16 protein-coding genes and 2 tRNA genes are annotated in these 25,068 nt (G+C 69.3%); 12 read left to right on the top strand and 6 right to left on the bottom strand.

All coding sequences use genetic code 11. The features are described 5' to 3' along the window. Nucleotides 1–33 precede the first annotated feature (33 nt). The 3 genes from ACQP0U_RS25435 to ACQP0U_RS25425 all read left to right on the top strand — a co-directional run bounded on the left by ACQP0U_RS25435 (nucleotide 34) and on the right by ACQP0U_RS25425 (nucleotide 4,083). Nucleotides 34–2,145, top strand: a complete 2,112-nt coding sequence (locus ACQP0U_RS25435) for a ThuA domain-containing protein (protein WP_433311672.1) — start codon at nucleotides 34–36, stop codon at nucleotides 2,143–2,145. A 216-nt stretch (nucleotides 2,146–2,361) separates the two neighbouring features. Beyond that, a complete protein-coding gene (locus tag ACQP0U_RS25430; protein ID WP_433311669.1) occupies nucleotides 2,362–2,865 on the top strand; it encodes a sensor histidine kinase in 504 nt (167 codons plus the stop codon). A gap of 210 nt (nucleotides 2,866–3,075) precedes the next feature. Continuing rightward, a complete protein-coding gene (locus ACQP0U_RS25425; protein WP_433311666.1) occupies nucleotides 3,076–4,083 on the top strand; it encodes a sugar phosphate isomerase/epimerase family protein in 1,008 nt (335 codons plus the stop codon). A 64-nt stretch (nucleotides 4,084–4,147) separates the two neighbouring features. Here ACQP0U_RS25425 and ACQP0U_RS25420 read toward each other — a convergent pair whose 3' ends face one another. Then, entirely contained in the window at nucleotides 4,148–4,552 is a 405-nt protein-coding gene (locus ACQP0U_RS25420) for a hypothetical protein (RefSeq protein WP_433311664.1), read from the bottom strand. 262 nt (nucleotides 4,553–4,814) lie between these two features. On the opposite strand from ACQP0U_RS25420, the gene ACQP0U_RS25415 reads away from it, so the two are divergent. From ACQP0U_RS25415 to ACQP0U_RS25385, 7 genes are all read left to right on the top strand, one after another. Beyond that, nucleotides 4,815–4,887 (top strand) — tRNA-Asn (locus tag ACQP0U_RS25415). Nucleotides 4,888–5,041: 154 nt separating this feature from the next. Continuing rightward, nucleotides 5,042–7,159, top strand: coding sequence for an MMPL family transporter (locus ACQP0U_RS25410; RefSeq protein WP_433311661.1), 2,118 nt, complete (start codon nucleotides 5,042–5,044; stop codon nucleotides 7,157–7,159). Next, nucleotides 7,149–8,387, top strand: coding sequence for an NAD(P)/FAD-dependent oxidoreductase (locus tag ACQP0U_RS25405; RefSeq protein ID WP_433311658.1), 1,239 nt, complete (start codon nucleotides 7,149–7,151; stop codon nucleotides 8,385–8,387). Before ACQP0U_RS25410 ends, ACQP0U_RS25405 begins: the two co-directional genes overlap by 11 nt. A gap of 121 nt (nucleotides 8,388–8,508) precedes the next feature. Then, nucleotides 8,509–8,585 (top strand) — tRNA-Ile (locus ACQP0U_RS25400). A 442-nt stretch (nucleotides 8,586–9,027) separates the two neighbouring features. Further along, entirely contained in the window at nucleotides 9,028–9,252 is a 225-nt protein-coding gene (locus tag ACQP0U_RS25395; RefSeq protein WP_433311655.1) for a helix-turn-helix domain-containing protein, read from the top strand. 703 nt (nucleotides 9,253–9,955) lie between these two features. Continuing rightward, nucleotides 9,956–14,014, top strand: a complete 4,059-nt coding sequence (locus tag ACQP0U_RS25390) for an AAA domain-containing protein (protein ID WP_433311652.1) — start codon at nucleotides 9,956–9,958, stop codon at nucleotides 14,012–14,014. Continuing rightward, a complete protein-coding gene (locus ACQP0U_RS25385; RefSeq protein ID WP_433311649.1) occupies nucleotides 14,014–14,856 on the top strand; it encodes a hypothetical protein in 843 nt (280 codons plus the stop codon). The genes ACQP0U_RS25390 and ACQP0U_RS25385 overlap by 1 nt, the downstream gene beginning before the upstream one ends. Before the next feature lie 503 nt (nucleotides 14,857–15,359). On the opposite strand, the gene ACQP0U_RS25380 is transcribed toward ACQP0U_RS25385, so the two are convergent. From ACQP0U_RS25380 to ACQP0U_RS25360, 5 genes are all read right to left on the bottom strand, one after another. Beyond that, complete coding sequence (locus ACQP0U_RS25380; protein WP_433311646.1) at nucleotides 15,360–15,926, bottom strand: hypothetical protein; 567 nt, start codon at nucleotides 15,924–15,926, stop codon at nucleotides 15,360–15,362. A 42-nt stretch (nucleotides 15,927–15,968) separates the two neighbouring features. Next, complete coding sequence (locus ACQP0U_RS25375; protein ID WP_433311643.1) at nucleotides 15,969–16,640, bottom strand: TMEM175 family protein; 672 nt, start codon at nucleotides 16,638–16,640, stop codon at nucleotides 15,969–15,971. 147 nt (nucleotides 16,641–16,787) lie between these two features. Further along, nucleotides 16,788–17,240 (bottom strand): hypothetical protein, encoded by a 453-nt coding sequence (locus ACQP0U_RS25370; RefSeq protein WP_433311640.1) that lies wholly within the window; start codon nucleotides 17,238–17,240, stop codon nucleotides 16,788–16,790. A 56-nt stretch (nucleotides 17,241–17,296) separates the two neighbouring features. Then, nucleotides 17,297–17,929, bottom strand: a complete 633-nt coding sequence (locus ACQP0U_RS25365) for a dihydrofolate reductase family protein (RefSeq protein ID WP_433311637.1) — start codon at nucleotides 17,927–17,929, stop codon at nucleotides 17,297–17,299. A gap of 76 nt (nucleotides 17,930–18,005) precedes the next feature. Continuing rightward, nucleotides 18,006–21,089, bottom strand: coding sequence for a tetratricopeptide repeat protein (locus ACQP0U_RS25360; RefSeq protein WP_433311634.1), 3,084 nt, complete (start codon nucleotides 21,087–21,089; stop codon nucleotides 18,006–18,008). Between the two features lie 213 nt (nucleotides 21,090–21,302). Between ACQP0U_RS25360 and ACQP0U_RS25355 the strand changes: the two genes are divergently transcribed. Both ACQP0U_RS25355 and ACQP0U_RS25350 read left to right on the top strand, forming a co-directional pair. Beyond that, on the top strand, nucleotides 21,303–22,097 hold the full coding sequence (locus ACQP0U_RS25355; protein WP_433311631.1) for a hypothetical protein: 795 nt from the start codon (nucleotides 21,303–21,305) through the stop codon (nucleotides 22,095–22,097). A gap of 127 nt (nucleotides 22,098–22,224) precedes the next feature. Further along, nucleotides 22,225–24,990, top strand: a complete 2,766-nt coding sequence (locus ACQP0U_RS25350) for a BTAD domain-containing putative transcriptional regulator (protein ID WP_433311628.1) — start codon at nucleotides 22,225–22,227, stop codon at nucleotides 24,988–24,990. Nucleotides 24,991–25,068 lie beyond the last annotated feature (78 nt).

Below are 25,068 nucleotides of genomic sequence, written 5' to 3'. Positions count from 1 at the left end.
GGGGCCCCTCCTAACCGCAATTAGGAGAGCGATATGCGCAGACGCCTGCGACCCGTCCTCGGTGCGGCCTTGGCCGCACTCGCCGTCATCGCCTGCACCACCCCGGCCACCCCGGCCAGCGCCGCCGACGCCCCCTACGACGTGCTGGTCTTCTCCAAGACCGCCGGTTTCCGGCACGACGCGATCCCGGTCGGCATCCAGACCATCCGCGACCTGGGAGCGGCGAACAACTTCACAGTCACCGCCACCGAGGACGCCGCCGCGTTCACCACGAGCAACCTCAACCAGTACGAGGCTGTCGTCTTCCTCAACACCACCGGCGACGTGCTCAACGCCAGCCAGCAGACCGCCTTCGAGTCGTACATCGGCTCCGGCCGCGGGTACGTGGGTGTGCACGCCGCAGCAGACACCGAGTACGACTGGCCGTTCTACGGCAACCTCGTGGGCGCGTGGTTCGCCTCGCACCCCGCGATCCAGCAGGCCAACATGAAGGTGGAGGACCGGGGTCACGCGGCGACCGCTCACCTGCCGCAGACCTGGACCCGCACCGACGAGTGGTACAACTACCGCACCAACGCCCGGTCGAGCGCCCACGTGCTGGCCACCCTGGACGAGTCGTCGTACTCCGGCGGCGGGATGGGCGCCGACCACCCGCTGAGCTGGTGCAAGAGCTACAGCGGCGGCCGGTCCTTCTACACCGGCGCGGGGCACACCCAGGCGTCGTACGCGGAGTCGGGGTTCCGGAACCACCTGCTCGGCGGCATCCGGTACGCCTCCGGTCGGAGCAAGGCCGACTGCCGGCCCGAGACCGGCTACACGCCGCTGTTCAACGGCTCGACGGCCGGTTGGTCACAGGCCGGCCCGGGCAACTTCACCAACTCCGACGCCACCCTGACCTCGGTCGGCGGCATGGGGCTGTACTGGTACAACGCCAAGCAGTTCACCAACTACTCGCTGAAGCTGGACTGGAAGCTGGCCGGTGACGACAACTCCGGCATCTTCATCGGGTTCCCACCGTCGAGTGACCCGTGGTCGGCGGTGGACAACGGTTACGAGATCCAGATCGACGCCACCGACGCGACCGACCGGACCACCGGCGCGGTCTACACCTTCAAGTCCGCCGACATCGCCGCCCGCGACGCGGCCCTGAACGCGGCGGGGGAGTGGAACACGTACGAGCTGCTGGTCGAGGGCGAGCGGCTGCAGATCTTCCTCAACGGGGTGAAGATCAACGACTTCACCAACACCAACCCGGTCCGCTCGCTGGCCGGTCACATCGGCATCCAGAACCACGGCACCGGTGACGACGCCTCGTTCCGCAACATCCGGATCAAGGAGTTGGGTGGCAACCCGCCGACCGGGAACACCACCATCCAGGCCGAGGCGTTCAGCTCGGCCAACGGCGTCTCCGCGTTCACCAAGGCGGGCGCCAACGGCGGGCAGACCCTCGGCTACATCGAGCCGGGCGACTGGGCCGCGTACAACGGGGTCAACCTGGCCGGGGTCACCTCGTTCACGGCCCGGGTCGTCTCCGGCGGCGCGGGTGGCAACATCCAGGTGCGCACCGGTTCGGCCACCGGCCCGGTGCTCGGCACTGTCGCGGTGCCCAACACCGGCAGTTGGTCGACCTACGCCAACGTCACCACGGCGCTGTCCAACGTCCCGTCCAGCACCCAGAACCTCTACCTCACCTTCACCGGTAGCGGAACTGGGCTCTTCGACCTGGATGACTTCACCCTGGTCAAGGGCAGCAGCGGCGGCACCGGGGTCGGCCCGATCAAGGGTCTCGCCGGCAAGTGCCTGGACGTGCGCAGCGGCGGCACCGCCGACGGCACCCAGATCCAGATCTACACCTGCAACAGCAGCACGGCGCAGACCTGGACCGTGACGCCGAACTCGACGATCAAGGCGCTCGGCAAGTGCCTCGACGTCTCCGGCAGCGGCACCGCCGACGGCACCAAGATCCAGCTCTGGACCTGCAACGGCAGCGGCGCGCAGAACTGGGCGGCGGCGTCCGACGGGACCCTGCGCAACCCGTCGTCGGGCAAGTGCCTGGACGTCTCCGGCAACAACTCCGCCGACAGCACCATCGTGCACCTCTGGACCTGCCTCAACGCGGCCAACCAGAAGTGGACCCTGCCCTAACCCCATAACCCCTCACCCGTCGCCCCGCCGGCTCCACCCCGCCGGCGGGGCGACCCCCCGCGCCGCACCCCACCCCACCCCCCTGTCCCGTCGATCTTGCACTTCCTGTCGCGACAAACGCCACAATCGTGACCTTTCGTCAACACAAAGTGCAAGATCGGCGGGCCGGGGGGCGGCGCGGATCCTCTCGCAGCTTGCTGCCGTACCTTGACCTGCATGGGGTTGTTCGCGCAGTGGCGTGGGACGGTGCTGGCGCGAGGCCATCAGCTGCTCGGTGCGCTGGGCCGGGCCGAGGAGCCCGACGACCCGTCCGGGCCGACGCCCAGCCTGAACCGTCTCGACGCCCTGGTGGAGGGCTTCACCGCCGGTCAACCGGTGCGGTGGACCGTCGCCGGGCAACCCCGGCCGCTGCCCGGCCCGGTCGACGTGGTGGCGTACCGGATCATCGAGGAAGCGCTCACCAACGCGTGCCGGCACGCCCCGGGCGCTCCGGTCGGGGTCCGCCTGCGCTACGACGCCGCGGGCATCACCATCGAGGTCCGCGACGAGGGCGCCGGTCCCGCTCCGTCGGGCGGCGGCACCCACACCGCCGGGCGGGGTCTGCTCGGGGTACGCAGGCGCGCCGAGCGGTTGGGCGGCACGTTCTCCGCCGGCCCGCGCGCCGGTGGCGGCTTCACCGTACGGGCTGTCCTGCCCGCGCCCGAGGAAATGGTCGGATGATCGGCCGACCGCGGGGCTTCCCCGATGGGGTGGTGCGGAAATAGGGTGGGGGTCGGCGACCGTGCTGGTGGCCGGTGACCCGGTGGGAGGCGCAACCCGCCGGGTTCAGGTGCCCCGCACCCACCGGTGACCGCCCGAGCGCCGCGCACGTCCGGTCACCCTCGCCCCGGTCCGCACATGGAATCCCCATCACAACAGGGGAGAAGGACAATGGCGCGACCCATCACGCTCTTCACCGGCCAGTGGGCCGACCTTCCGTTCGAGGAGGTCTGCCGGCTCGCCTCCGAGTGGGGCTACGACGGTCTGGAGATCGCCTGCTGGGGCGACCACTTCGAGGTCGACAAGGCGCTCGCCGACGACTCGTACGTCGAGCGCAAGAAGGAGACCCTCGCGAAGCACAACCTCCAGGTCTTCACGATCTCCAACCACCTCGTCGGTCAGGCGGTCTGCGACCACCCGATCGACGAGCGGCACCAGGACATCCTGCCCGGCCGGATCTGGGGCGACGGGGAGCCCGAGGGGGTTCGCCAGCGGGCCGCCGAGGAGATCAAGGACACCGCGCGGGCGGCGGCGAAGCTCGGGGTGAAGACCGTCGTCGGCTTCACCGGTTCGTCGATCTGGCACACCCTCGCGATGTTCCCGCCGGTGCCGCCGTCGATGATCGAGCGCGGCTACCAGGACTTCGCCGACCGGTGGAACCCCATCCTCGACGTGTTCGACGAGGTGGGGGTGCGGTTCGCGCACGAGGTGCACCCGAGTGAGATCGCGTACGACTACTGGACGACGAAGCGGACGCTGGAGGCGATCGGCAACCGGCCCGCGTTCGGGCTGAACTGGGACCCGTCGCACTTCGTCTGGCAGGAGCTGGACCCGGTGAACTTCATCTTCGACTTCGCCGACCGGATCTACCACGTGGACTGCAAGGACGCGAAGGTGCGTACCGGGGACGGCCGGCGTGGCCGGCTCGCCTCGCACCTGCCCTGGGCCGACCTGCGTCGTGGATGGGACTTCGTCTCCACCGGCCACGGCGACGTGCCCTGGGAGGACTGCTTCCGCGCGTTGAACGCGATCGGCTACGACGGCCCGATCTCGGTCGAGTGGGAGGACGCCGGGATGGACCGGCTGGTCGGGGCTCCGGAGGCGTTGCAGTTCGTCCGCCGGCTCGCCTTCGACGCACCGAGCGCCGCCTTCGACGCGGCGTTCAGCAGCAAGGACTGACCGCACCCCGGACAGACCACGGGCCGGTCGCCCTGCGGCGACCGGCCCGTCAACGTGCGATTGGTCAGAGCGTGCTGGCGTTCGTGCCCGAGCCGGACGGCTTGGTGCGGGGGTTGGTGGACGACGGCGACCCGGAGGTCGTGCCGACCGTGCTGGTGCCCGCCTTCGCGCCCACTGTGGCGGGCGTGCCGGCGAACGCGTCGTCGGCGGCGGTCAACTGCTGTGTGCTGGTGCTGCCGTTGCCGGTGCCCAGCTTCTCGCCCAGTTTGGTCTGGCCGAGCTTGTCCTTGCCCTCGCTGTAGAGCTTGTTGGCCTGGGCCTGCGCGACCCCGGCCGCCTCCTGGACGGTCGGGTGGTCGAGCACCTTGCGGCCCCGGACCACTAGCTCTTCGTACTTTTCCCGGCCGGCACGGGCGCCCAGGACGAATCCCGCAGCCAGCCCGCCAAGAAACATGATCTTTCCGCGCATGGCGGCTCCTTCCGTACCTGACGCGCCGTCACCCCTGGCGAGTTGCCCCGTCGGAAGGCGACCTGTTCGCGCCTGCGTCCTCTGTCCGCAGCTAACTACCCATCCTGCTCTCCGCTCAAGCATGCTTGTGCCAGGATGGCGATTTACCCCGTTTGTCAATGCGACGGCGGGGAGGGAACCCACTGGACCGCCACCGGGGGATGTCCTGTACTCTTGTCCCGTCGCACGGCGTCGGGGAGATCCGAAGTCGCGCGGAGCACGATCCCCTGTAGCTCAATTGGCAGAGCAGCCGGCTGTTAACCGGCAGGTTATTGGTTCGAGTCCAATCGGGGGAGCTTCACCCACGCCCGTCAGCCACCGGCCGACGGGCGTTTTCGTGTGTGTGACCCGGTTTCACCCACCCTCGACCTGCTTGCCCGGCAGGATGGTCGATGTCGACTGAGGCTCCCGCTGCGTCGATTGATGCGTCGATCCTTGGGGTGAGTGCGGATGTCCGGACGAGGCGGCAAGGCCACGCTCATCGCGGTGGCGGTCGTGCTGGCCTGGTTGGTGATCGGCGGCGTGGCCGGCCCGTACGCGGGGCGCCTCAGCGAGGTCGCCACCAACGACAACGCGGCCTTCCTGCCCACCGACGCCGAGGCGACCCGCGCCCAGGACCTCGCCGGCGAGTTCGTCGACAGACAGACCATCCCGGCTCTGGTCGTCTACGAGCGGCCCTCCGGTATCACCGACGCCGACCGGCAACGGGTGAGCGCCGACGCCGCCCGCTTCGCCCAGATCCCCGGCGTGGTCACCCCGCTGCCCCCGCCCATCCCGAGCGACGACGGCCAGGCACTCCAGGTCGTCGTGCCGGTGGACGACGCCGCAGGCGAGGAGATCGGCACGGTCGTCGAGCAACTTCGCGACATCACCGGCGGTGACCGGGACGGCCTCACCGTGGACGTCTCCGGCCCGGCCGGCCTGCTCGCCGACCTGATCGAGGTCTTCGCCGCCATCGATGGACCACTGCTGCTCGTCACCCTGGTCGTGGTGCTGATCATCCTGCTGATCGTCTACCGCAGCCCGGTCCTCTGGGTCTTCCCGCTGCTCGCCGCCGGAATGTCGTACGCCCTCGCCTCGGTCTTCGTCTACCTGCTCGCCGACGCGGACGTGGTGAAGCTCAACGGGCAGGCCCAGGGCATCCTCACCGTGCTGGTCTTCGGCGCCGGCACCGACTACGCGTTGCTGCTGATCGCCCGCTACCGGGAGGAGCTGCACCGGCACGACCGTCCCTGGGACGCCATGAAGACCGCCTGGAAGGGCGCCGCGCCGGCCATCATCGCGTCCGGCGCCACCGTCATCGTCAGCCTGCTCTGTCTGCTGCTGTCCAGCCTCAACTCCAACCGGGCGCTCGGCCCGGTCGCCGCCATCGGCATCGCCGCCACCCTGCTGGTGATGCTCACCTTTCTCCCCGCGCTGCTGGTGCTCGGCGGGCGGTGGGCGTTCTGGCCCCGACGGCCACGGGAGGACCAGGCCGACCCGCAGGCCGAACACGGCATCTGGAGCCGCATCGCGGGCTTCGTGGCCCGGCACGCCCGGCCGATCTGGCTGAGCACCGCCGTCGTGCTGGCCCTGCTGACGCTCGGCCTCACCCAGCTCGGCGCCACCACCCTCGGCCAGTCCGACCTGTTCACCCAGCGCACCGAATCGGTCGACGGCCAGGAGGTGATCTCCCGGCACTACCCGGCCGGCACCGGCAGCCCGGCCACCATCTTCACCACCGAGCAGACCGCCCGGCAGGTAGCCCAGGTGGCGCAGGACGTGCCCGGCGTCGCCGACGTCCGCCCCCTCACCTCCGGCCCGCAGACCGGCCCACCCGACCCCAACGCCGCCCCGAAGGTCGTCGACGGGCGGGTGCAACTGGAGGCGACCCTCACCGACCCGCCGGACAGCGACGGCGCCGAGCGGACCATCCGCGAACTGCGGGTGGCCGTACACCAGGTGCCCGGCGCGGACGCTGTGGTCGGCGGCTTCACCGCGATCAACGTGGACACCTCGGACGCCGCGAAGCGCGACCAGAACGTCATCATCCCGGTGGTGCTCGTGGTCATCGCTGTCATCCTGGCCCTGCTGCTGCGCGCGCTGCTCGCCCCGCTGCTGCTGATCGCCACCGTGCTGCTCAGCTTCGCGGCGACCCTCGGCCTCTGCGCGCTGCTGTTCCGCCACGTCTTCGGCTTCCCCGGCGTGGACTCGGCGTTCCCGCTGTTCGCGTTCGTCTTCCTGGTCGCGCTCGGCATCGACTACAACATCTTCCTGATGAGCCGGGTCCGCGAGGAGTCGGTCAAGCGCGGCACCCGCGCCGGGGTGCTCGCCGGCCTCGCCGTCACCGGCGGGGTGATCACCTCCGCCGGCATCGTGCTCGCCGCGACGTTCTCCGCCCTCGCCGTCCTGCCACTCGTGGTGCTCGTCGAGTTGGGTAGCGCGGTAGCGATCGGGGTACTGATCGACACCATCATCGTCCGGTCGCTGCTGGTGCCCGCACTCGCGTACGACATCGGGCCGAAGATCTGGTGGCCGGGCCGGTTGTCCCGGGCGAACGGTGAGCGGGAGGCGCGCGGTGCTGGCTGAAACCGATGTGGTCGTCGTCGGCGGCGGCCTGGCCGGCCTCGCCGCCGCCCGCCGGCTGCACCGCGCCGGCGTGCCCTGGCGGCTGGTGGAGGCCGGCGGTCGGCTCGGCGGACGGGTCGCCACCGACGTGGTCGACGGTCACCTCATCGACCGGGGCTTCCAGGTGCTCAACACCGCCTACCCCCGGCTCGGGACGCTGCTCGACACCGGGCAGCTCAACCTCGGGTACTTCACCTCCGGCGTGCTGGTCCGCAAGGGCGACAACCTGCTGCGGCTGGTCAACCCACTGCGTGAGCCGACCGGCGGCCCCGGCACCGCGCTCGCCGGGGTCGGCTCCCTGCTCGACCGGCTCCGCTTCGCCGCGCTCGCCACCGGCTGCGCCACACTGCCCGCGTCCCGGCTGCTCGCCGCGCCGGAGACCAGCACCGAGACCGCGCTACGCCGCGCCGGCCTCTCCGACGCGATCATCGAGGAGCTGCTGCGACCGTTCCTGTCCGGTGTGTTCATCGACCGGGAACTCTCCACCTCCAGCCACGTCCTGGCGATGGTGCTGCGCTCCTTCGCCCGCGGCCGGATCGGCCTGCCCGCCGACGGAATGGCCGCGCTGCCCCGGGCCATCGCCGCCCCGCTGCCGGCCGACCTGCTCGACCTGGACACCCCGGTCGCGGAGGTCACCCCCGGCCGGGTCCGCACCCAGGCCGGCGACATCCGCTGCCGGGCCGTCGTGGTCGCCGTCGACCCACCCGCAGCGTCCGCGCTGCTGCCGACCCTGGCGACGGTACGCATGCACAGCTACACCACCTACTACCACAGCGCCGCCGAGCCGCCGCTCACCGAACCGATCCTGCTCGTCGACGGCGACCGACGCGAACTCGTCGCCAACACGGTGGTGCTCAGCAACGCCACCCCGACGTACGCGCCCACCGGACGACACCTGATCGCCACCTCGGTGGTCGGCCCGACGGCCCCACCCGAGCCGACCGTCCGGGCCGAGTTGACCCGGCTGTACGGTCGCAACACCGCCGACTGGACCCACCTCACCACCGTGGCCGTCCCCGAGGCGCTACCCGCCGCGCCACCGCCACAGGGACGGCTGCGCAAGCCGGTGGCGCTGGGGAAAGGCCTCTTCGTGGCCGGTGACCACCGGGACAGCCCATCGATCCAGGGCGCCCTCACCAGCGGCTGGCGCGCCGCCGGCGCCGTGCTGGACGAGCTGCGCGCCGGCTGACAGGCGTACCCGAGCACGCTGTTATATTCCTGTAGCCCATCGTGCTGGCGCAGGCGTGGGCACCGGCCGGCTCGGTGCTGGCTGCTGATCGCCGAGCGGGATAAGATCCGGCGCGGTGTTCGGGGCGGTAGCTCAGCCGGTTAGAGCAGGGGACTCATAATCCCTCGGTCGCGGGTTCGAGTCCCGCCCGCCCCACCAGCGAAAACCCTGACGCACGCAAAGATCAAGGGTGTACGTCAGGGTCAACACCGCTGCGTTAGCCATCCGGTTGCTGGGCGAAGGGCACAGTGAACTCCGACGCCCAGGTTCGTCACTCCGGAGACGCCCCGCCCGCGCCGATCTTGCAGTTTCGGTCGCCGGCATGCGCAAAATGCAAACTTATGTCGCGACAGCAAACGCAACATCGCGGAGGAGGAGCGGTCCAGCTTCGTCGATCATGGAGCTGTGCCTGGTTTGGGATGACACGGGCGCATCGTCACTCGCCACGACGCCATGATCGAGGGAACAGCCTGAGGTTGACGAACAGCCACTCCGTCTAACGCAACGGTGCACACCCTGACGACATGACTGGGATGACTCCTGTGCGGAGCTGCACGGCGGGGCCGAGGACGCGCTCGATGTAGAACGTTCCCGTACCCAGGTGTGGGTCAGTGCGTCTCAACTCGCTGAGGAGCGTAAGCGTCTCGGTCTCACCCAGCGGCAGGTGGCCGAACTGATGGGGGTGGCAGCCGGCCGGGTGAGTCAGATTGAGAACGGCGATCTGGAGGCTAACGAGGTGGCGACTCTCAGCCGGTGCGCACGAGCGCTAGGTGCCCGAATGCGGATTATCTTCGGCTACGGGAGCGACCTTCGTCAGATCGCCTGACCTCGGCCGCCTCGAATGACACCACGTCCGGCCACACCGGCTCCCGCGACGTAATACCCGGCCTGCATCACCGCGGATTGGTGGGCACGAATCGTTCCCATATGAATCGGTTCGAGTTCCACTGTTGAATCGACCCTTGATGCGTTCCGGCCGACCGGCCGCGTACGCGGGTAGGCGCCGTCGACTCCTTCAGCCCGCCGGGCGTGCCGAACCACGGCCATTCGGCGGCCGACTCGACCTCGCCGCTGTGACGTCCAGACTATCTGGTCCGACTGGGCCCGCCGCCGTGGCATTCCGTGAACCGAGCAGCCAAAACGCCTGTCGCCAAGCCGACAGCGCTCCTGACGGGGCGCATTCCAGCAGCCAACATCGACCAAGCCGCTTTAACAACAAGGAGCCGCCATCGGTTCACATCCAGCAACTTGGGCAACGACAGACTGAACGCCTCTGCGGCCGCGTCAGCCCGAGCAAGCACTCGCAGCGCGCTGGCGGCACGGCTGCGCCTTTGACCTTGCTTGATGACTGAAGCGGTAGCGCCGCAGTGTGGATAAGCGGTGTTTCCGACGGGTGTCGCCTCGCTGATGCTGCTGTCGGAAATCCGATGCATTCGCCGACGCCTCACGCGCCCTATCCTGGAGGGCTTTGCCTCGGGCCGACGGTCCGGCGGACCAGCACTGCCGCACGTCACTGACTTGGAGACGAGATGCTGTCGAACCAACCGGATGTGCTCAACCTCGTCCAGCAGGCTGCCGGCCGGTGGGCAGACCAACTGATCGACTTCGGTCCGCGTAACACCCTGCTCTATTTCAAGGAGCGGCAGAGCACCACGCTCGATCTTGCGGAGGCGGCCGCCGACGGAGTCGCTGGCCTGCTTCGGGGCCAGAAGGTCCGCCTGCGAACGCTCTTTCCGGACCAGGAGCGTCACACTGCCGCGTGCAACACGGCTCGCGGTCTTCGCCGGAAGCTTGTCGAGTTGGAGGAGGAGCAGGGGATCCAGGCAGGCTGGGTGACCCGGGGTCTGCTCTGCATGGTTGGTCCGTACACCCGGGGATCAGTTCCGATGCAGCCGCTGCGGGCACCACTGATCCTGCAGCAGTTGACGCTGGACAGCCGGACAGCGACTGAGAACGACTTCACACTGGAGCTTTCCGAGGCCCCCGAGATAAATCCGGTCCTCCTTTACGCACTTGAGCGGCAGTACGGCGTGGAGGCGGACATCAGCGCCCTCGGCGACAAGCTGAGCGTCATGCTGACCGAGATCGCTGACCCGGGTCAACAGTTGACCGCCGCCTACGAGCTCATCGCCAAGGCGGTGGCCCCGAGCGGCCTGTCTCTTCGGCTGGAGCCCGCGGTTCTCGCTGGTGTCTTCAGCTTTGACAAGTTGGCCATGGTCAAGGATCTGCGCAGCTCGGCCGAGCTGTTGGCTTCGCACCCGGTGATCGGTGCAATGGCAGGGTACCGCGTCGCTCGGCAGCAGTTGCGCACGGAGTTGGCCCAGGGCTTCGGGTCCAGCGCCGATCGGATCGATCTGGCCAAGGAGTTCCTGGTTCACGACGCGGACTCGTCGCAGCAGTGCGCGATCGATGCCGTCTTGTCCGGTAGGAATGTGGTTATCGAGGGCCCGCCCGGCACCGGTAAGAGCCAGACGATCGCGAACATCATCGCGTACATGGCGGCGATGGGTCGCAGTGTGCTATTCGTCTCCGAGAAGCGGGCGGCTATCGAGGCCGTGATGAACCGCCTCGGCGATGTCGGACTCGACAACCTGGTATTCGACCTTCACGACCGGAAGATCAACAAGCGTCAGATCGCTGAGCGCATCGCCAACGTCCTCGCCCAAGCTGGTACCGAGCCGCCGGTGGAGACGACGGAGCTTCATCGGCGGCTACACGGTCGGCGGGCTGCGGCACAGCGGCATCCGGCCGAGCTGCACGAAGTCCGACAGCCCTGGGGCATGAGCGCGTTCGAGGTCATCGAGCAGATGCTCGCCCTGCCCTCACGCGACACCAGCGGGTACAACCTGCGCGCATCCGAGCTGCGCAACCTCGACCGATCGGTGATCGAGTCCGTGCGGGACGACCTCCAGATGTTCGTGGATCGTGGTGGTTTGCGAATCTGGCGCAAGGAGTCGCCCTGGGCGCAGGCCGCAATCCACACTTCGGAAGACGTCAGGCAAGTACTGGTCCATCTCGACGGGCTCGCGTCAGACGCACTTGAGGGCGCACAGCGGCAAATCCGTGAGTTGGTTGACCGGGCCGGACTGGACGTGCCCGACGACCTCGCCGCGTGGACAGACCTATTTGACCTACTTAGCGAAGTCGAGCACAGCATCGTTGGCTACGGCGACCAGGTGTTCGGCCCGGATCTGGACGACTACTTCTATGCGACAGCGCCAGGGCGTTCGCGGCCTCGTCGGCCGGAACCACTCGGCCTCTACCGGCGCTTCCAGTTGCGTCGCGAGCTGCGGCGGATCTCTCCGGCCGCTCCACGGAAACGATCCGAGATCTACGAGGGCCTGCTCGCCGCGATTAACCAACGTGAGCGGTGGCGAAAGCTCAGCCGTCAAGACAGCGCACCCAGCGCGCTGGCAAACGCCGACCTCTGCATGTCGTCCTTCACGCGGGTGCGCAACCACCTCGCAGCGGTGGCGGCATGTGCCCGGATTGACGGCCTCGACCGTGGACCGAGCACCTTGGCCGCCGACACACTCGCCGAGTTGAATGCCGACCGCGAAACGCTGTTCCTGATGCCCGACCTCAACAAGCAGCAGCAGCTCTTCCGCTCGCTCGGACTGGGCTACATGCTCGATGACCTGGCTCAGCGACACGTCTCAAGCGGCGAAGCGGCCGATACCCTACTGCGTGCCTGGTTGCAGGTGGTCCTTGATGAGATGCGTATGCGTGTCCCATACCTCGGCCAGTTCGTGGGACAACAGCACGCCGCAGTGGTCGAGGACTACCGCACCGCGGACAGTCGGCACATCGAGATGGCAGCCCGCCGCGTCCGCCGCAACGTGGCGGTGAACCTGCGTAAGACCCGGGACGCACATCCCGACCAGAACGACCTCGTCCGACGGGAGGCGGCCAAGAAGCGGGGGCACTTGCCTCTGCGGAAGCTGCTCGGCAGCGCCCCGGAGGTGCTTCTCGCGGCGTTTCCCTGCTGGGCCATGTCACCGCTCGTGGTCAGCCGGACCCTACCGGCCACGCAATCGTTCGACGTGGTCGTCTTCGACGAGGCGAGCCAGATCGAGCCCCACGACGCGGTCGCCTCGATCATGAGAGGCGCACAACTTGTTGTGGCCGGTGATCCGAAGCAACTTCCGCCCACGCCGTTCTTCCGCCGCCTCGTTCAACAGACCGCCGCAGGCGAAGACGAGGATCCTAGCGACGACAGCCTTGAGGACTACGAGTCTATCTTGGACGTCCTCAGCGGCATGATTTCAAACCGGTACCGCTTGACCTGGCACTACCGCAGCCGTGACGAGCGGCTGATCGCGTTCTCCAACATAGAGATCTACGACCGGTCGCTCGTGACGTTTCCCGGCGTGCAGGTCGACAGCCCGCTGCGCCTCGAGACGGTCGACGGCCGTGTCTCTCCCGGGCAGAGCGGTTCCTCGATTGAAGAAGTCAACCGAGCCGTCGAACTCATCCTCGAGCACGCCGATCAGCGACCGAACGAGAGCCTCGGCGTGATAACCATGGGGCAAAAGCACGCCCTGCGGATCGAGGCGACCCTGCGCAGCCGACGCCGCGAGCACGAGCACCTCGACGAGTTCTTTACCCAGGACAAGGTCGCCAGCCAGCGGTTTTTCATCAAGAGCCTGGAGAACGTCCAGGGTGACGAGCGGGATGCCATCATCTTGAGCGTCGGCTACGCCAAGACCCGAGACGGTCGGATTCCGCTGCGCTTCGGACCGCTCAACCAGGATGGTGGCGAGCGGCGCCTCAACGTCGCGGTCACCCGAGCGCGGAGTCGGATGACCGTGGTGAGCGCCTTCTCCCATCATGACATGGACCCAAACCAAACCGCGGCGACGAGGAACCGCGGGCCTGAGCTGCTCCGTCGCTACCTGGAGTTCGTCGATCTCGGCGGCGACATCGGCGGACGGCAGCACACCGGAGTCGAGCTCAATGGCCTCGAACGCAGCGTGCTGCAGGCCATCCAGCAGCAGGGCATCAATGCGGTACCGCAGTGGGGGGTCTCCGGGTACCGGATCGATCTGGCGCTCGCTCACCCGGATCAACCCGGCCGCATGGTGCTCGCCGTCGAGACCGATGGGCACTCGTACCACCAGGCACACAGTGCCCGGGACCGTGACCGGCTGCGCCAGCAGCACCTAGAACGGCTCGGATGGGAGTTTCACCGGATCTGGTCGACTGACTGGTACGTCGACCCGGGAGGCCAGACGGCCCGGCTCGTGGCGAGGTGGCAGCAGGCGGTTGATCGTGCAGACCGCGCCGCGAAGGCCCCAGCCGCGCCAGCGGCTCAGCCACTAGTCAACGAGCCGTCGTCGCGCCCGGCCTCGCGCCGTGGTCCACGCCCTGAGGTGCCCATTGGACTCAAAATCACCGAGTACACCCGGGACCAATTGGTGCGGCTCTGCACCTGGCTGGTCAGCGACCAACTTCAGCGCGACCGGGATGAGCGCCTGCAGGAGGCCATGACCGAACTCGGATTCCGCAAACGGGGCTCGGTCATCCTTCAACGACTGACTGAGGCACTCGATATCGCGCAGCAGCGCGTCGACCGGGAGGTGTACTGATGATTACCCTCGACCTGCTCACTTTGGAACGAGTGGCTCGCCTGATCTGCGACGTCGACGGCCCGTACGAACGGACCGGATCACAGGTCGAGCGTTTCTTGCACCGCGTCCGGTGGCCTGGCAATCCGCAGTACGACGGCTCGCCGCGAGTGCCCTGGCTCACGGAAGTGCTAATCTCCCGCGCTGACGACGCCGCTGTACTCGACCGCTTGCTTTGTCGCATCTGTGACCCCCTTGAATACGATGGCGGCGTCGAAGCCGCAGAGCCGATTACCCAGGAGTTGAATCGCGTCCTGGCGCCCGAGCAGCTCACCATTACGTATGTCGGTGGGCGCCCGGTGCTCGGCCAGCTCAGCCAATCCGGCGACACACCCCTGTATGGGCCACCGCCGGACCTTCACGAACGCGTCCGACGACTAACGGCGGACAGCAAGCCCGCGGACATCGAGATCCTCATGGCCCGCGCCGACGAAGCATCGATCTGCCAGAACAACGGCGCATACGCATTGGCGATCATCGGGATCGGCAGTTTCGTCGAAGGGCTGTTGCACGTTGTGGTCACTGGCCGCGACGAGAACGTCCGCAGCAATGGACTCGTGGGCCGTAACGGTCGGAGGATTCCGGCCGACCGCGCCGGCCTGCAACTCCTGCTCGAGTACGCACACCAACAGCAGTGGGTTCAGACCGACGCGAAGGACTTCATGGAGAAGGTGCGGGACTACCGCAACTTTGTCCACCCTCGACACCAGATCGAACGCGGGCTCGTGCCCGACGTGGACACGGTGCGGATGTGCTGGGCGCCTGTGCACGCTCTCCTAAACGACCTGGAGTCCGCGCCCTGACTGCAGCCGTGCGCAGCCGGTGAAGGAACTGCCTACGGGTGGTCCAGGGGAGGGGGTCCGCGTACTCGCCAAAGGGCTCGATGGACCCGTCCCAACCGTTCCAACCCTGTTGGGTGATCTGCCCGTCGCCGTACGTGTATGACCAGCGGGCGCCGTCCTCGCCCTCGATGTCGACGGTTCCCGAGCGAACGAACGGCGCGATCGCGACGTAGAAGGCGGTCGCTCGGTCGGACCACTTGGGGTCGCCCTCGTCGTCGTACCCGAACTCGATCCAGTCTCCGTCGCGGACGATCGAGGCCCTGGCCACCTCCGCCAGGTCGACGAGCGTGCCGTTCGACGGAAGCCCATCCGGCTCGTACCACTCACCTCGCCCGGCCAGGGCGGCTCGGACGGCGGCGACCGCAGCGGGGTCCTCCGACTCCGGGAGGTTCAGGCGGCCTGAAGGAATCACCGTGTATCCCACGGCAGGCACCCTACAGCTGTCGATGCACCGCGCGCCCCAATCAGGAGGCGGTGGGGCGGCGGTCGCGGAGACGGAACTGGCCAGGAAGGTCGCAGCAGCCTTCGGCGTGGAGGTCGAGGGTGGGCGCGTGGAGGGTCGACGGCGTGAAGGAGGACGGGTCGAGGTGATAGGTCAGTCTGGTGCCGCTGCCAGGTGGTGCGTCGAAACCGTGGGGTGGTGCCGTGGGGCGTAGGCCCGCGAGGTTCTGCCGCAGGGCGTGGCCTGCATGCCAGGTCTCGACCGTGGTGTGGGTGCTCACGACGGCGGCCGCGGCGTGAACCATTCGGTACGAGGTCAGGAGGGAACCGAAGTAGCCGGCGGTCGAGCCGTCCGGGCCGGTCGGCCAGTTGTCGGTTATCGAGAATGCGAGGTCGTCAAGGATCTCCGCGTCGACCTCGGGTGGGCCGGTGGGCGCGACTCTCCGGCCTGGATGGAGCGACGCTGAGACAACCGCGGTCAGGACGGTGGTTGCCAGGTGCGCATCCGCCCCGAGGTACATGCCTGGCCGGCGGCGGACCGACTCGTCGAATTCCAGGACCGTGATGTTCGCCGCGCTGTACTCGCTCACGGCTATACGGTGCCTGAACCGGCCGAGAAGGAGAAGGTCGGGTTATGGAGTTCCGGGACTCTGCTCGCGCGTGCGCTTGATGCTGGCAACCTCGCCTTTGATCGGTAGCCAGTAGAAGGGGATGAACGCGATGACCACGACGAGGCCAACGACCGGATGAAGAGCGCCCAACGCGGTCCCGACGGCGATCCAGATCGGCGCGGGGCGGAAGCGTCTGCTGATCGCCCGCGCCGTGTCGTTGTCGGTGGCGGAGGTCAGCAGGCGACGACCGTGTCTGGCGTACTCCCAGATCACGTTGAAGAGGATGGCGGCCACTTCGTAGGTGGCGCCGTAGAAGATCAGCGCGGTCTGCTTGCCGTGGCCGGACTCGAACGCGTGGGCCAGGAGGGACGAGGCGAACGGCAGGAACGCGATCACCATCAGCAGCAGGGTGTTGAGCAGGAGCAGCATGCGGTCCGCGGAGCGGATGTGGTCGAACATGACGTGGTGGTTCACCCACATCTGCCCGATCAGCAGGAAGGTGATGGCGTACGCCACGTACGAGGGCCACAGGTCGATGAGGCCGCGGAGCAGGTGCTCGGTGTCCTCCGGCGGCTGGATCTCCAGGACGAGCAGGGTGACGGCGATGGCGATGACCGCGTCGCTGAAGGTGACTGCCCGCTTCGGATCTCGTTCCGCACCGATCGGGCCGCTGGAACTGGTCGCGTCCCTCACGGAGGCGTCGTGGGCCGCGCGAAACCAGCGCATGAACCTCCCCCAACGGTCAGCACCCCCGGCACCCGCACGGCAGCGCCGCGGGTTTCCCGCCGTCGCAAGAACCAAACCAGCCATCCAGCCACCGACCGAGGCGCTCGGTCGCCCTCAGCCGAGGTGCAGCAGCAACACCTGGTCGTCGCGGAGTTCGGAGATGGTGTCGCGGAGGAGCCTCAGCGTGTCCAGACCGGCCGCGCCGCTCTCCTCGAAGACCACCCCCATCTCCTCGAAGTGGGCGGCCAACTCCTCCCCGCGGTGCGCGCCGGGATCGAGCTGATCCACTAACCGCCGGGCTGGAGCGATGAGCGTGGTCAGGCCGTACGCGCTGTTGATGGCCTCCGACTCGGCATTGAACTCCGACGGTTCCAGGTCGATGCCGCGTTCCTCCAGATAGGTCAGGACGTACAGCATGCAGTAGCCGGACCAGTCGTACTCCTGCCGCGTCTTGCTCCCGTGTTCCGCCAGGTACGCGTGGAAGGACGACGGCGATGTGCGGGCCAGGCGGGCCAGCTCGGTGATGCTGTCCCTGGGGACCAGGGTCAGTGTCGCGATAGCAGACAACGCATCCTCCGTCGCATGACTCTGCCGCTACGGCTCTCCGCCGGCTCGTCGGCAGGCTACCGAGAGGGGGTGACGAGCACGCGGTAGGTCACGTGCAGGACCGAACTCGCCGCCCGGGCCGTCACCTGCTCAAGGTTCAGCGGCGGGACACCCTCGAACAGCCGCACGCCTGCGCCGAGGGTGAGCGGCACGATGTGCAGGCGCAGCTCGTCGACCAGGCCCGCGGCGAGGTACTGGTTGATGGTGGTGGCACCTCCGTGGATCGAGATGTCGCCGCCATCGGCCGCCGCGCGTGCCTGTGCGAGTGCCGACTCGATGCCGTCGGTGACGAAGTGGAAGGTGGTGCCGCCCTTCATCGGCTGCGGCTCGCGCGCGTGGTGGGTGAGCACGAACACCGGCCTGTGGAACGGCGGGTCCTCACCCCACCAGCCGTTCCACTGCCTATCCCACTCGCCACGCACCGGGCCGAACATGTTGCGCCCCATGATGACCGCAGCGGGTGCGCCGATCTGGTCGACCTCGGCCCGGTTCTCCTCAGCGGCGTCGAACATCCAGGCGTGCAGCCCACGGCCCCAGCCGTCACCGCCGTCGTCGCCGAACGGGCGATCCTCGGTCTGGTTGAGACCGGCCGAGTATCCGTCGACGGTGATCGTCTGATTCGCGATCACCTTGCCATTGCGTGTGGTCATTGCGCACTCCCCATTGACATGTGTGTGTGCAAGACAGTCAGCCTACGGCCGCGATGATCAGTGCGAGGCGTCCCAGCTACGCCATGGGGGTGTCGGAAGCCCGGCCGACGCCGCACAGCGTGCCGCGCGCCCGAGCCGGCACGCCGATGGCGGACATCGCCTCCACGTAGTGCCGGTACGCCGCTGCGGCCTCGCCGTGCCGGCCCGCAGCGGTCAACGTCCCGATGAAATCGCCGTGCACACCCTCGTCGTGGGGCTCCAGTTCGAGGGCACGGCCGAGGTGGCGGACGGTCTCGTCGATGTCGTCGGCGCCGCGGGCGAGCGAGGCCAGCTTGCGCACCACGCGCAGGTAGACCCGACGTGTTTCCTCTCGTGTCGGTCGGGACCAGTCGTCGTACGGCTCGTCCTCCAGGAAGTCGCCCCGGTAGCGCTGCTCGGCGAGGAGCAGCGCGGTGCGCGCGTCTTCGGTCTCGCCCTGCTCGGCCAGCCGGAGGCCGTGTGCCGATTCGGTGAGGAACTCCTCAACATCGAGTTCGAGGTGACCGACGTCGAGGGCGAGGCTCGGGTGCGCCGCGATGATGAAGTGGTCCGTCGGGCTACGGCGTTGCGGATCGAGCACGCCACGGAGGGTGGACAGCGCCACTGACAGCCGGTGGCTGACCCGGCCCGGGTCCTGGGCGGGCCACAGCATCTCGCCGAGTTGCTCCCGGGGCACCGCGCGACCACGCCGGGCGGCGAGGATCCGGAGCAGATCCCGGGCCTTCCGTGACTGCCAGGCCGCCGCCACCACCTGCGTGCCGTCCACGTACACCTCGAATCGTCCGAGGGTGCGGACGGTGACCTGCGCGACGCGGCGCGGGCCCTGCCGGCTGAGCGTCGGCGGCGGCACCCCGGCACTGGCCAGCCGTTCGGCGGCCAGCCGGGCGTCGACGCGTTCCTGGGGATCCGCCCCGGGAAGCCTGCTGAGCAGCACCGTGAGTCGGTCCGCGGCGACGACCGACGTGATGTCGCGCAGGGTCGCCGCCGCTTCCCGCCAGGCGCGCCGGGTGTCGTCGGTGTCGGTGGCGGCGGCCCCGCGCAGCTCCAGCGCCTCGGCGAGCGCCGCACGGTCACGATGCAGTCGGGCGGCGGCGGACGCCGTCAGCGCCACCTCCACGGCCCGTCTGCGGTCGCCGATCTCCAGCGCCACCCAGCCGAGCGCGAGTCGCGCGGTCGCCGAGTCCGGGCCGCGTTCCAGTTCGACGGCGCGTTGGGCCAGGGCGAACGCCGTGGCGCCGTCCTCGGCGGCCAGTACGCGGGCCAGTCCGGCGAGCGCCGGCACCTGGATCTGGAGATCGTTGACGGGTTCGCTGGCGCGCAGCGCCTCCTCGTACGCCGCGCGGGCCAGGTTGGTGCGGCCGCGCAGGGCGTGGATGTCGCCGATACCCACCAACGGGTACGCCACCTTGCGGGACCCCATCCGCTGCAGGAGCGGTACGGCGCGTTCGTAACACGCGGTGGCCTCGGCGAGCTGACCGAGGTGGAAGTGTGCCGAGCCCTCGTTGCAGAGCGCCAGCGCGAGCATCGCGGCGTACCCGTTGGTCTGGGCCAACTCCACAGCGGGCCGCACCTCCGTCAGGGCTTCGAGGTATCGGCCCTCGCCCACCAGGGCGGACGCGCGGTTAGCGCGGATGCGGGTGACCTGGACGGTGTCGCCCGCCGCCTCGGCAGCACGCAGCGCCTTCTCGTGATGCTCGTCGGCTGCCGGTCGATCACCGCGAAGCTTGGCGTCCAGGGCGAGCGCGGTGTGCGCGGCGGCGAGCGCGGCGTCACCCCCGATCGCTGTCGCCGCCGCGAGGGCCCGCTCGGCGTTGTCCTGGCACGCCGCGACGTTCCCGCTCGTCCACTCTGCCGCAGCGGTCCAGGCGAGCAGTCGGGCGTTGTCGGTGGACGGGTGCGGGTCGAGCACGCCGAGCCGGAAGACCTCCAGCGCGGAGTGCGGTTCGCCGCGCAGATAGTGCACGAGGCCGTACCGCCAGGCGAGCCCGGCCGTCATCGGCCCCTGACCATCGGCCAACCCGCCGTACACGGCGAGTGCGGTCTCGAAGTCGCCGCGCATCTGCTGCGCCTCCCCGTAGAGCAGCCGCAGGCCGTCGGACCGGGTGTGCTCGGGCAGGGACTGGAAGGCGTCGACGACGGCCTCGGCGCCGCCGGCGGCGAGCAGCGCCGCGCCGTGGTCGGCGAGGATCCGCGCGGCGGCCTCGGTGACACCCGATTCTTGGTACGACCGGAGAGCCGGGACGAGGAACCCGTGCTCGGCGTACCACGGTGCCGCTCTCGCGTGCAGGCGTTGCGCGGCCGCCGGGGTCAACGCGAATCGGCGGCGGGCGATGCTGGCGACGACAGGCACCATCCGGTACCCGTGGCCGTCCGTCGTCGCGGGGACGAGGATGCCGGCCCGGGTCAGCTGGTCCAGCCAGTGAACCCCGTGTCGGTGCCCGAGCAGGCGGGCCAGATCAGGGTGGAACGGATCGAGGTGCGCCGCGTCCCGCAGCAACCGGTGAACCTCGGGCGCCAACTCCGCGAACACGTCGCGCACCAGACAGGACTCCAGCGGCGTCCCCGGCTCGGTCAGGTCGTCCGAATCCGTGCCGCCGGCGGCGGCCGTCCGGGTGGCCAGGGTGACCAAGGCCGGCCAGCCGTTGGTCTCGGCGTGGATCCGGGCCGCGAGTGCCGGGTCGGTCAGGCCGTGCTCGGCGAGGAGGGACGCCACCTCATCGAGTGAGAGCCGGAGGTCCGGCGGGCCGTGCTCGGCGAGCAGCCTCGACTGCCGGCGGGAGAGCGTTGGCGGGTGGCGGGTCACGAGAACCACCCTGAGCTGCGGCGGAAGGCGTTCGAGGTCGTCCAGCAGCGCCTGAAGCCGGCGGCGGGGAAGTCGCGGCACGTCGTCGAGGACGAGCCAGCTCGGCTCGTCGACGGGCAGGTCCGGCACCGATCGTGCGCTCAACGAGACGAGGCGTTCCGGCCCGGCTGTCGCCAGCGCTGCGACGTCCGCCGCGTCGCACCAACGTGCCGGGCGGTCGCCCAGCCAGCCCCGTACGGCGACCGTCTTGCCGTACCCGGCCGCGGCGACCACGAGCGTGCACCGCCGGCTCAACCAGTGGTCCGCTGTCGCGCTCATCGGCCGCCTTCCAGTCGAAGCTGGTTCATGTCTCATTTGGCGCTTCGCCGGTGGACGTGCGTACGCGAACGTCGCCGTTACGACAGCGAATCCGCTGTGCAATTGACGCCACCTTGACGACGCTCTGAACCTCGCCTCGAAGGATGTCGACGGCACACAGAGGCGCGATCCGTCCGGGTCCGCGTCTCGGAACCGATCGGATGAGGAGTTGTGATGGCAAGAGTGCTGTCGAGACGCGCACTGCTCGCAGTGCTCGTCGTCCTGCCGACGATGGCCGCGTGGAACGCCGCGCCGGCCAGCGCCGCCGGGGGGTCGAGTTCGGTGGTGTACGACGACGAGCCCGTGGACCGCGAGATCGAGTTGGCGCGGCTGGGCTACCAGAACGGCGTGCGGGTGGTGTTCTCCCGCGACCAGGAGTCCGGCGACTGGGGCATCCGTCAGGACGGGGAGATGGGCCGCAACGCGCCCCTGGCGTACGACGACAAGCAGGGCATCCTGAAGACGTACCTGACCATCACGCCCCGGTCCGTTCCGGTGCCGCGGGAGCTGCTGTCGGAACCGCCGGCCGGCACGCCGACCCCGCCGGAGCTGGCCTACCGGACCATCGTGGCGTCAGTGGTCGTCGCCGACGATCTCGCCGTGCCGACGTCGGGTGGCATGGCCGCGGCGGCGGTGATGACCTGCTGGGACCTGTACTGGAACTCGTACAACTGGGCCGAGCTGCCCGGGTACCCGAACCCGGCCTCGGTGTGGCACCCGGCGAGGACGTACTACTCGTCCGACTTCGGCGGGATGAAGATGTACTCCTACAGCTACCTCGCCAACTGCGGCGGGTACGCCCGGCACCGGATCTACTACAAGTCGTTCGGTGACTACTACAAGCACCACGACTACGAGGTGGCGTCGTACCACTGGCAGGCGGTGAAGAAGGGTTCGGTGCACCGCTACCGCAAGGTGCTCTACGACGGCACGTCGGGGGATACCCGCAACGGCAAGTACACAGGCTAGCGGCGTCGGTGGCGGTGGCTTCCCGGTACGTCCACCGTCACCCGGCCCGGCCGTGGATCGTGTCCATTACGCGACGAATAGATCGAGTTCGCTGGGCCGGGGACGTTAGTTTGATCCGGTGATTTCCATGGCTGGCACGGGTGTGCGAGTCAGGCTGCTCGGGCCGGTGGAGGTGGTCGTCGCCGGCAGTCCGCAGGCGGTGAACGGCCTGCGCCGCAGGGCGGTACTGGCAACGTTGGCGCTGCACGCGGGCCGGGTGGTCAGCGTCGACCGGCTCATCGACGTGGTCTGGGGCGACCAGCTACCGGCCACCGCGGCGAACACGTTGCAGCGGCACGTCTCCTACCTGCGCGGGGTGCTCGGCGAGCCCGGGTCGATCGTGGCGCGCCAGCCCGGTTATCTGCTCGACACCGGGCCGGACTCCACTGACGTCCAGGCCGCCGAGCGCCTCATCGATCTGGCCCGACGGTCGACCGACCGCAACGAGCAGGTGAAGCACCTGACGGCCGCGGTGGCGCTGTGGCGGGGCCCACCGCTTGCCGACGTGGCCGGGTCCGCCTGGCTTGAGGAGCAGGCGGAACACCTGGCACGCCTGCGGTTGGAGGCCGAACGATCGCTCGCCGAGGCCCGGTTGTCAGTCGGCGAGCACGCGGGGCTCGTGCCCGGGTTGGAACGGCTCGTCCGACAGCACCCCTTCGACGAGCACCTGCACGCGCAGCTGATGCTCGCCCTGTACCGCGACGGCCGACAGGGCGAGGCGGTCGCCACGTACCGGCGGCTGCGCGACAACCTGCGGGAGAACCTCGGCATCGACCCGGGTCCCCGGCTACGGGACCTGGAGTGCGCCATCCTGCGCCAGGACACGGCGATCGCCGCACCGGCTGCGTCGGCGCCGGTGCGGGTGGCGGCGCAACTGCCTCCCCCCGTACCCACGTTCACCGGGCGCGACGCGGAGCTCGCCGCCCTCGACGCGCTCGTCGACCGGGGCGGCGCCGTCGTGGTCTCCGGGACCGCCGGGGTCGGCAAGACCGCGCTCGCCGTGCACTGGGCGCACCACGCGGCCGCGCGTTTCCCCGACGGGCAGCTCTACGTCAACCTGCGCGGCTTCGACCCGGCGGCCACACCCACCGAGCCGGCGCGAGCGCTGCACGGATTCCTGGAGGCGCTCGGCGTTCCGGTGGCACGAATGCCCAGCGACCCGGACACGATGGTGAGCCTGTACCGCACGACTGTGGCGGGCAAGCGACTGCTGGTGGTGCTGGACAACGCGCGCGACGCGGAACAGGTCCGGCCGCTGCTGCCCGGCTCACCGGACTGCCTCGCGATCGTCACCAGCCGCGACCAGCTCATCCCGCTGGTCGTCACCGAGAGCGCCCAACCGGTGCCCCTCGACCTGCTGAGCCCCGGTGAAGCCCGCGACATGCTGATCCGTCGGCTCGGGGCGCGTCAGGTCGCCGCCGAACCCGCCGCGGCCGACGACATCGCCGACCGCTGCGCGCGGCTGCCCATCGCCCTGGCCATCGTGGCGGCCAGAGCCGCCACCAACCGGCACTTCACGCTGGCCGCCGTCGCCGGTGAACTGGGCGACCTGGACGCCTTCCGGGCCGGCGACGACGCCACCGACGTACGGGCGGTCTTCTCCTGGTCGTGCCGGACGCTCAGCCCACCCGCGTCCCGGCTGTTCCGGCTGCTGAGCCTGCATCCCGGCCCGGACGTCACCGCCCCGGCCGTGGCCAGCCTGGCCGGCGTCGACGGGCCGGCGATCGGCCCCCTGCTCACCGAGCTGACCCGGGCGAATCTCTTCACCGAGCACACCTACGGGCGCTACGCGTTCCACGACCTGCTGCGCGCGTACGCGGTCAGCCTCGCCGACGAGGCCGAGCCGCCGGCCGAGCGTCGTGCGGCCGTGCACCGGCTGCTCGACCACTGCCTGCACACCGCCCACGCCGCCGACCTCGCACTGCACCCGCACTTCAGCGCGATCAGCCTCCCGTCACCCCGGGCGGACGTGACGCCGGAACGCCCCAAGAACCGGTCGGCCGCCACGGCGTGGTTCACCGCCGAGGTCCCCGTCCTGCTCGCCGCGGTACCGCTCGCGGCGCGTTCCGGTTTCGAGGGGCACGCCTGGCGGCTCGCCTGGACCATGGCCGGCTTCCTGCACCGGCAGGGGCACTGGCAGGACTGGCTCGGCACGCAGCGGATCGCGCTGGCCGCCGCGTCCCGCATCGGGGACCAGGCGGGGCAGGGCCACGCGCACCGCAGCCTCGGTCTCGCCTGCTCACGGCTCCGACGGTACGACGAGGCCGACGACCACCTGCGGCGCGCGCTCGAGCTGTTCACCGACGTCGGTGACGACGCCGGGCGGGCACACACCTGTCTGAACCTCGGTCAGCTGGCGGAGCGGCAGGGGCAGCACCAGCAGGCGCTGCGCCATTCCCGGCGGGCACTGTCCCTGTTCCGGGGGACCGGAAACCGGGCCGGGCAGGGGTACACCCTCAACGCGGTCGGCTGGCAGGAGGCGTTGCTCGGCAACTACCACAGTGCCCTCGCCTCGTGCGGCGAGGCGCTGCGGATGTTGCAGGAGGTCGACGACGTTCAGGGACAGGCCGACACCTGGGACAGCCTCGGCCACGCCCATCACCAGCTCGGGGACCACCGGCGCGCGGTCGCCTGCTACGAGCACGCCCTCGAACTCTTCACGCAGGTCAACGACAGGTACGCCGAGGCGAGCACGTACGTCAACCTCGGCGGCAGCCACCGCGCCCTCGCCGACCTCGGTGCCACACGTGCCGCCTGGAGTCGAGCCCTGACCATCCTCGACGAACTCGGCGACGCCGACGCCGACTCGATCCGCGCCGACCTCGAACACCTCGACGCCACGCGGCTGCGCTGACGTACCCCGCTTTCAGCGCCGTTTCCGGGCCGCTTCAGCGCGGCCCGGCACTCTTCGGACACCAGTCTCTTCCGCATC

The organism is Micromonospora sp. CA-269861, assembly GCF_050948505.1.
In the GTDB taxonomy this organism is placed as follows: Bacteria; Actinomycetota; Actinomycetes; order Mycobacteriales; family Micromonosporaceae; genus Micromonospora.
This window is presented reverse-complemented; position numbering and strand designations above follow the sequence as displayed.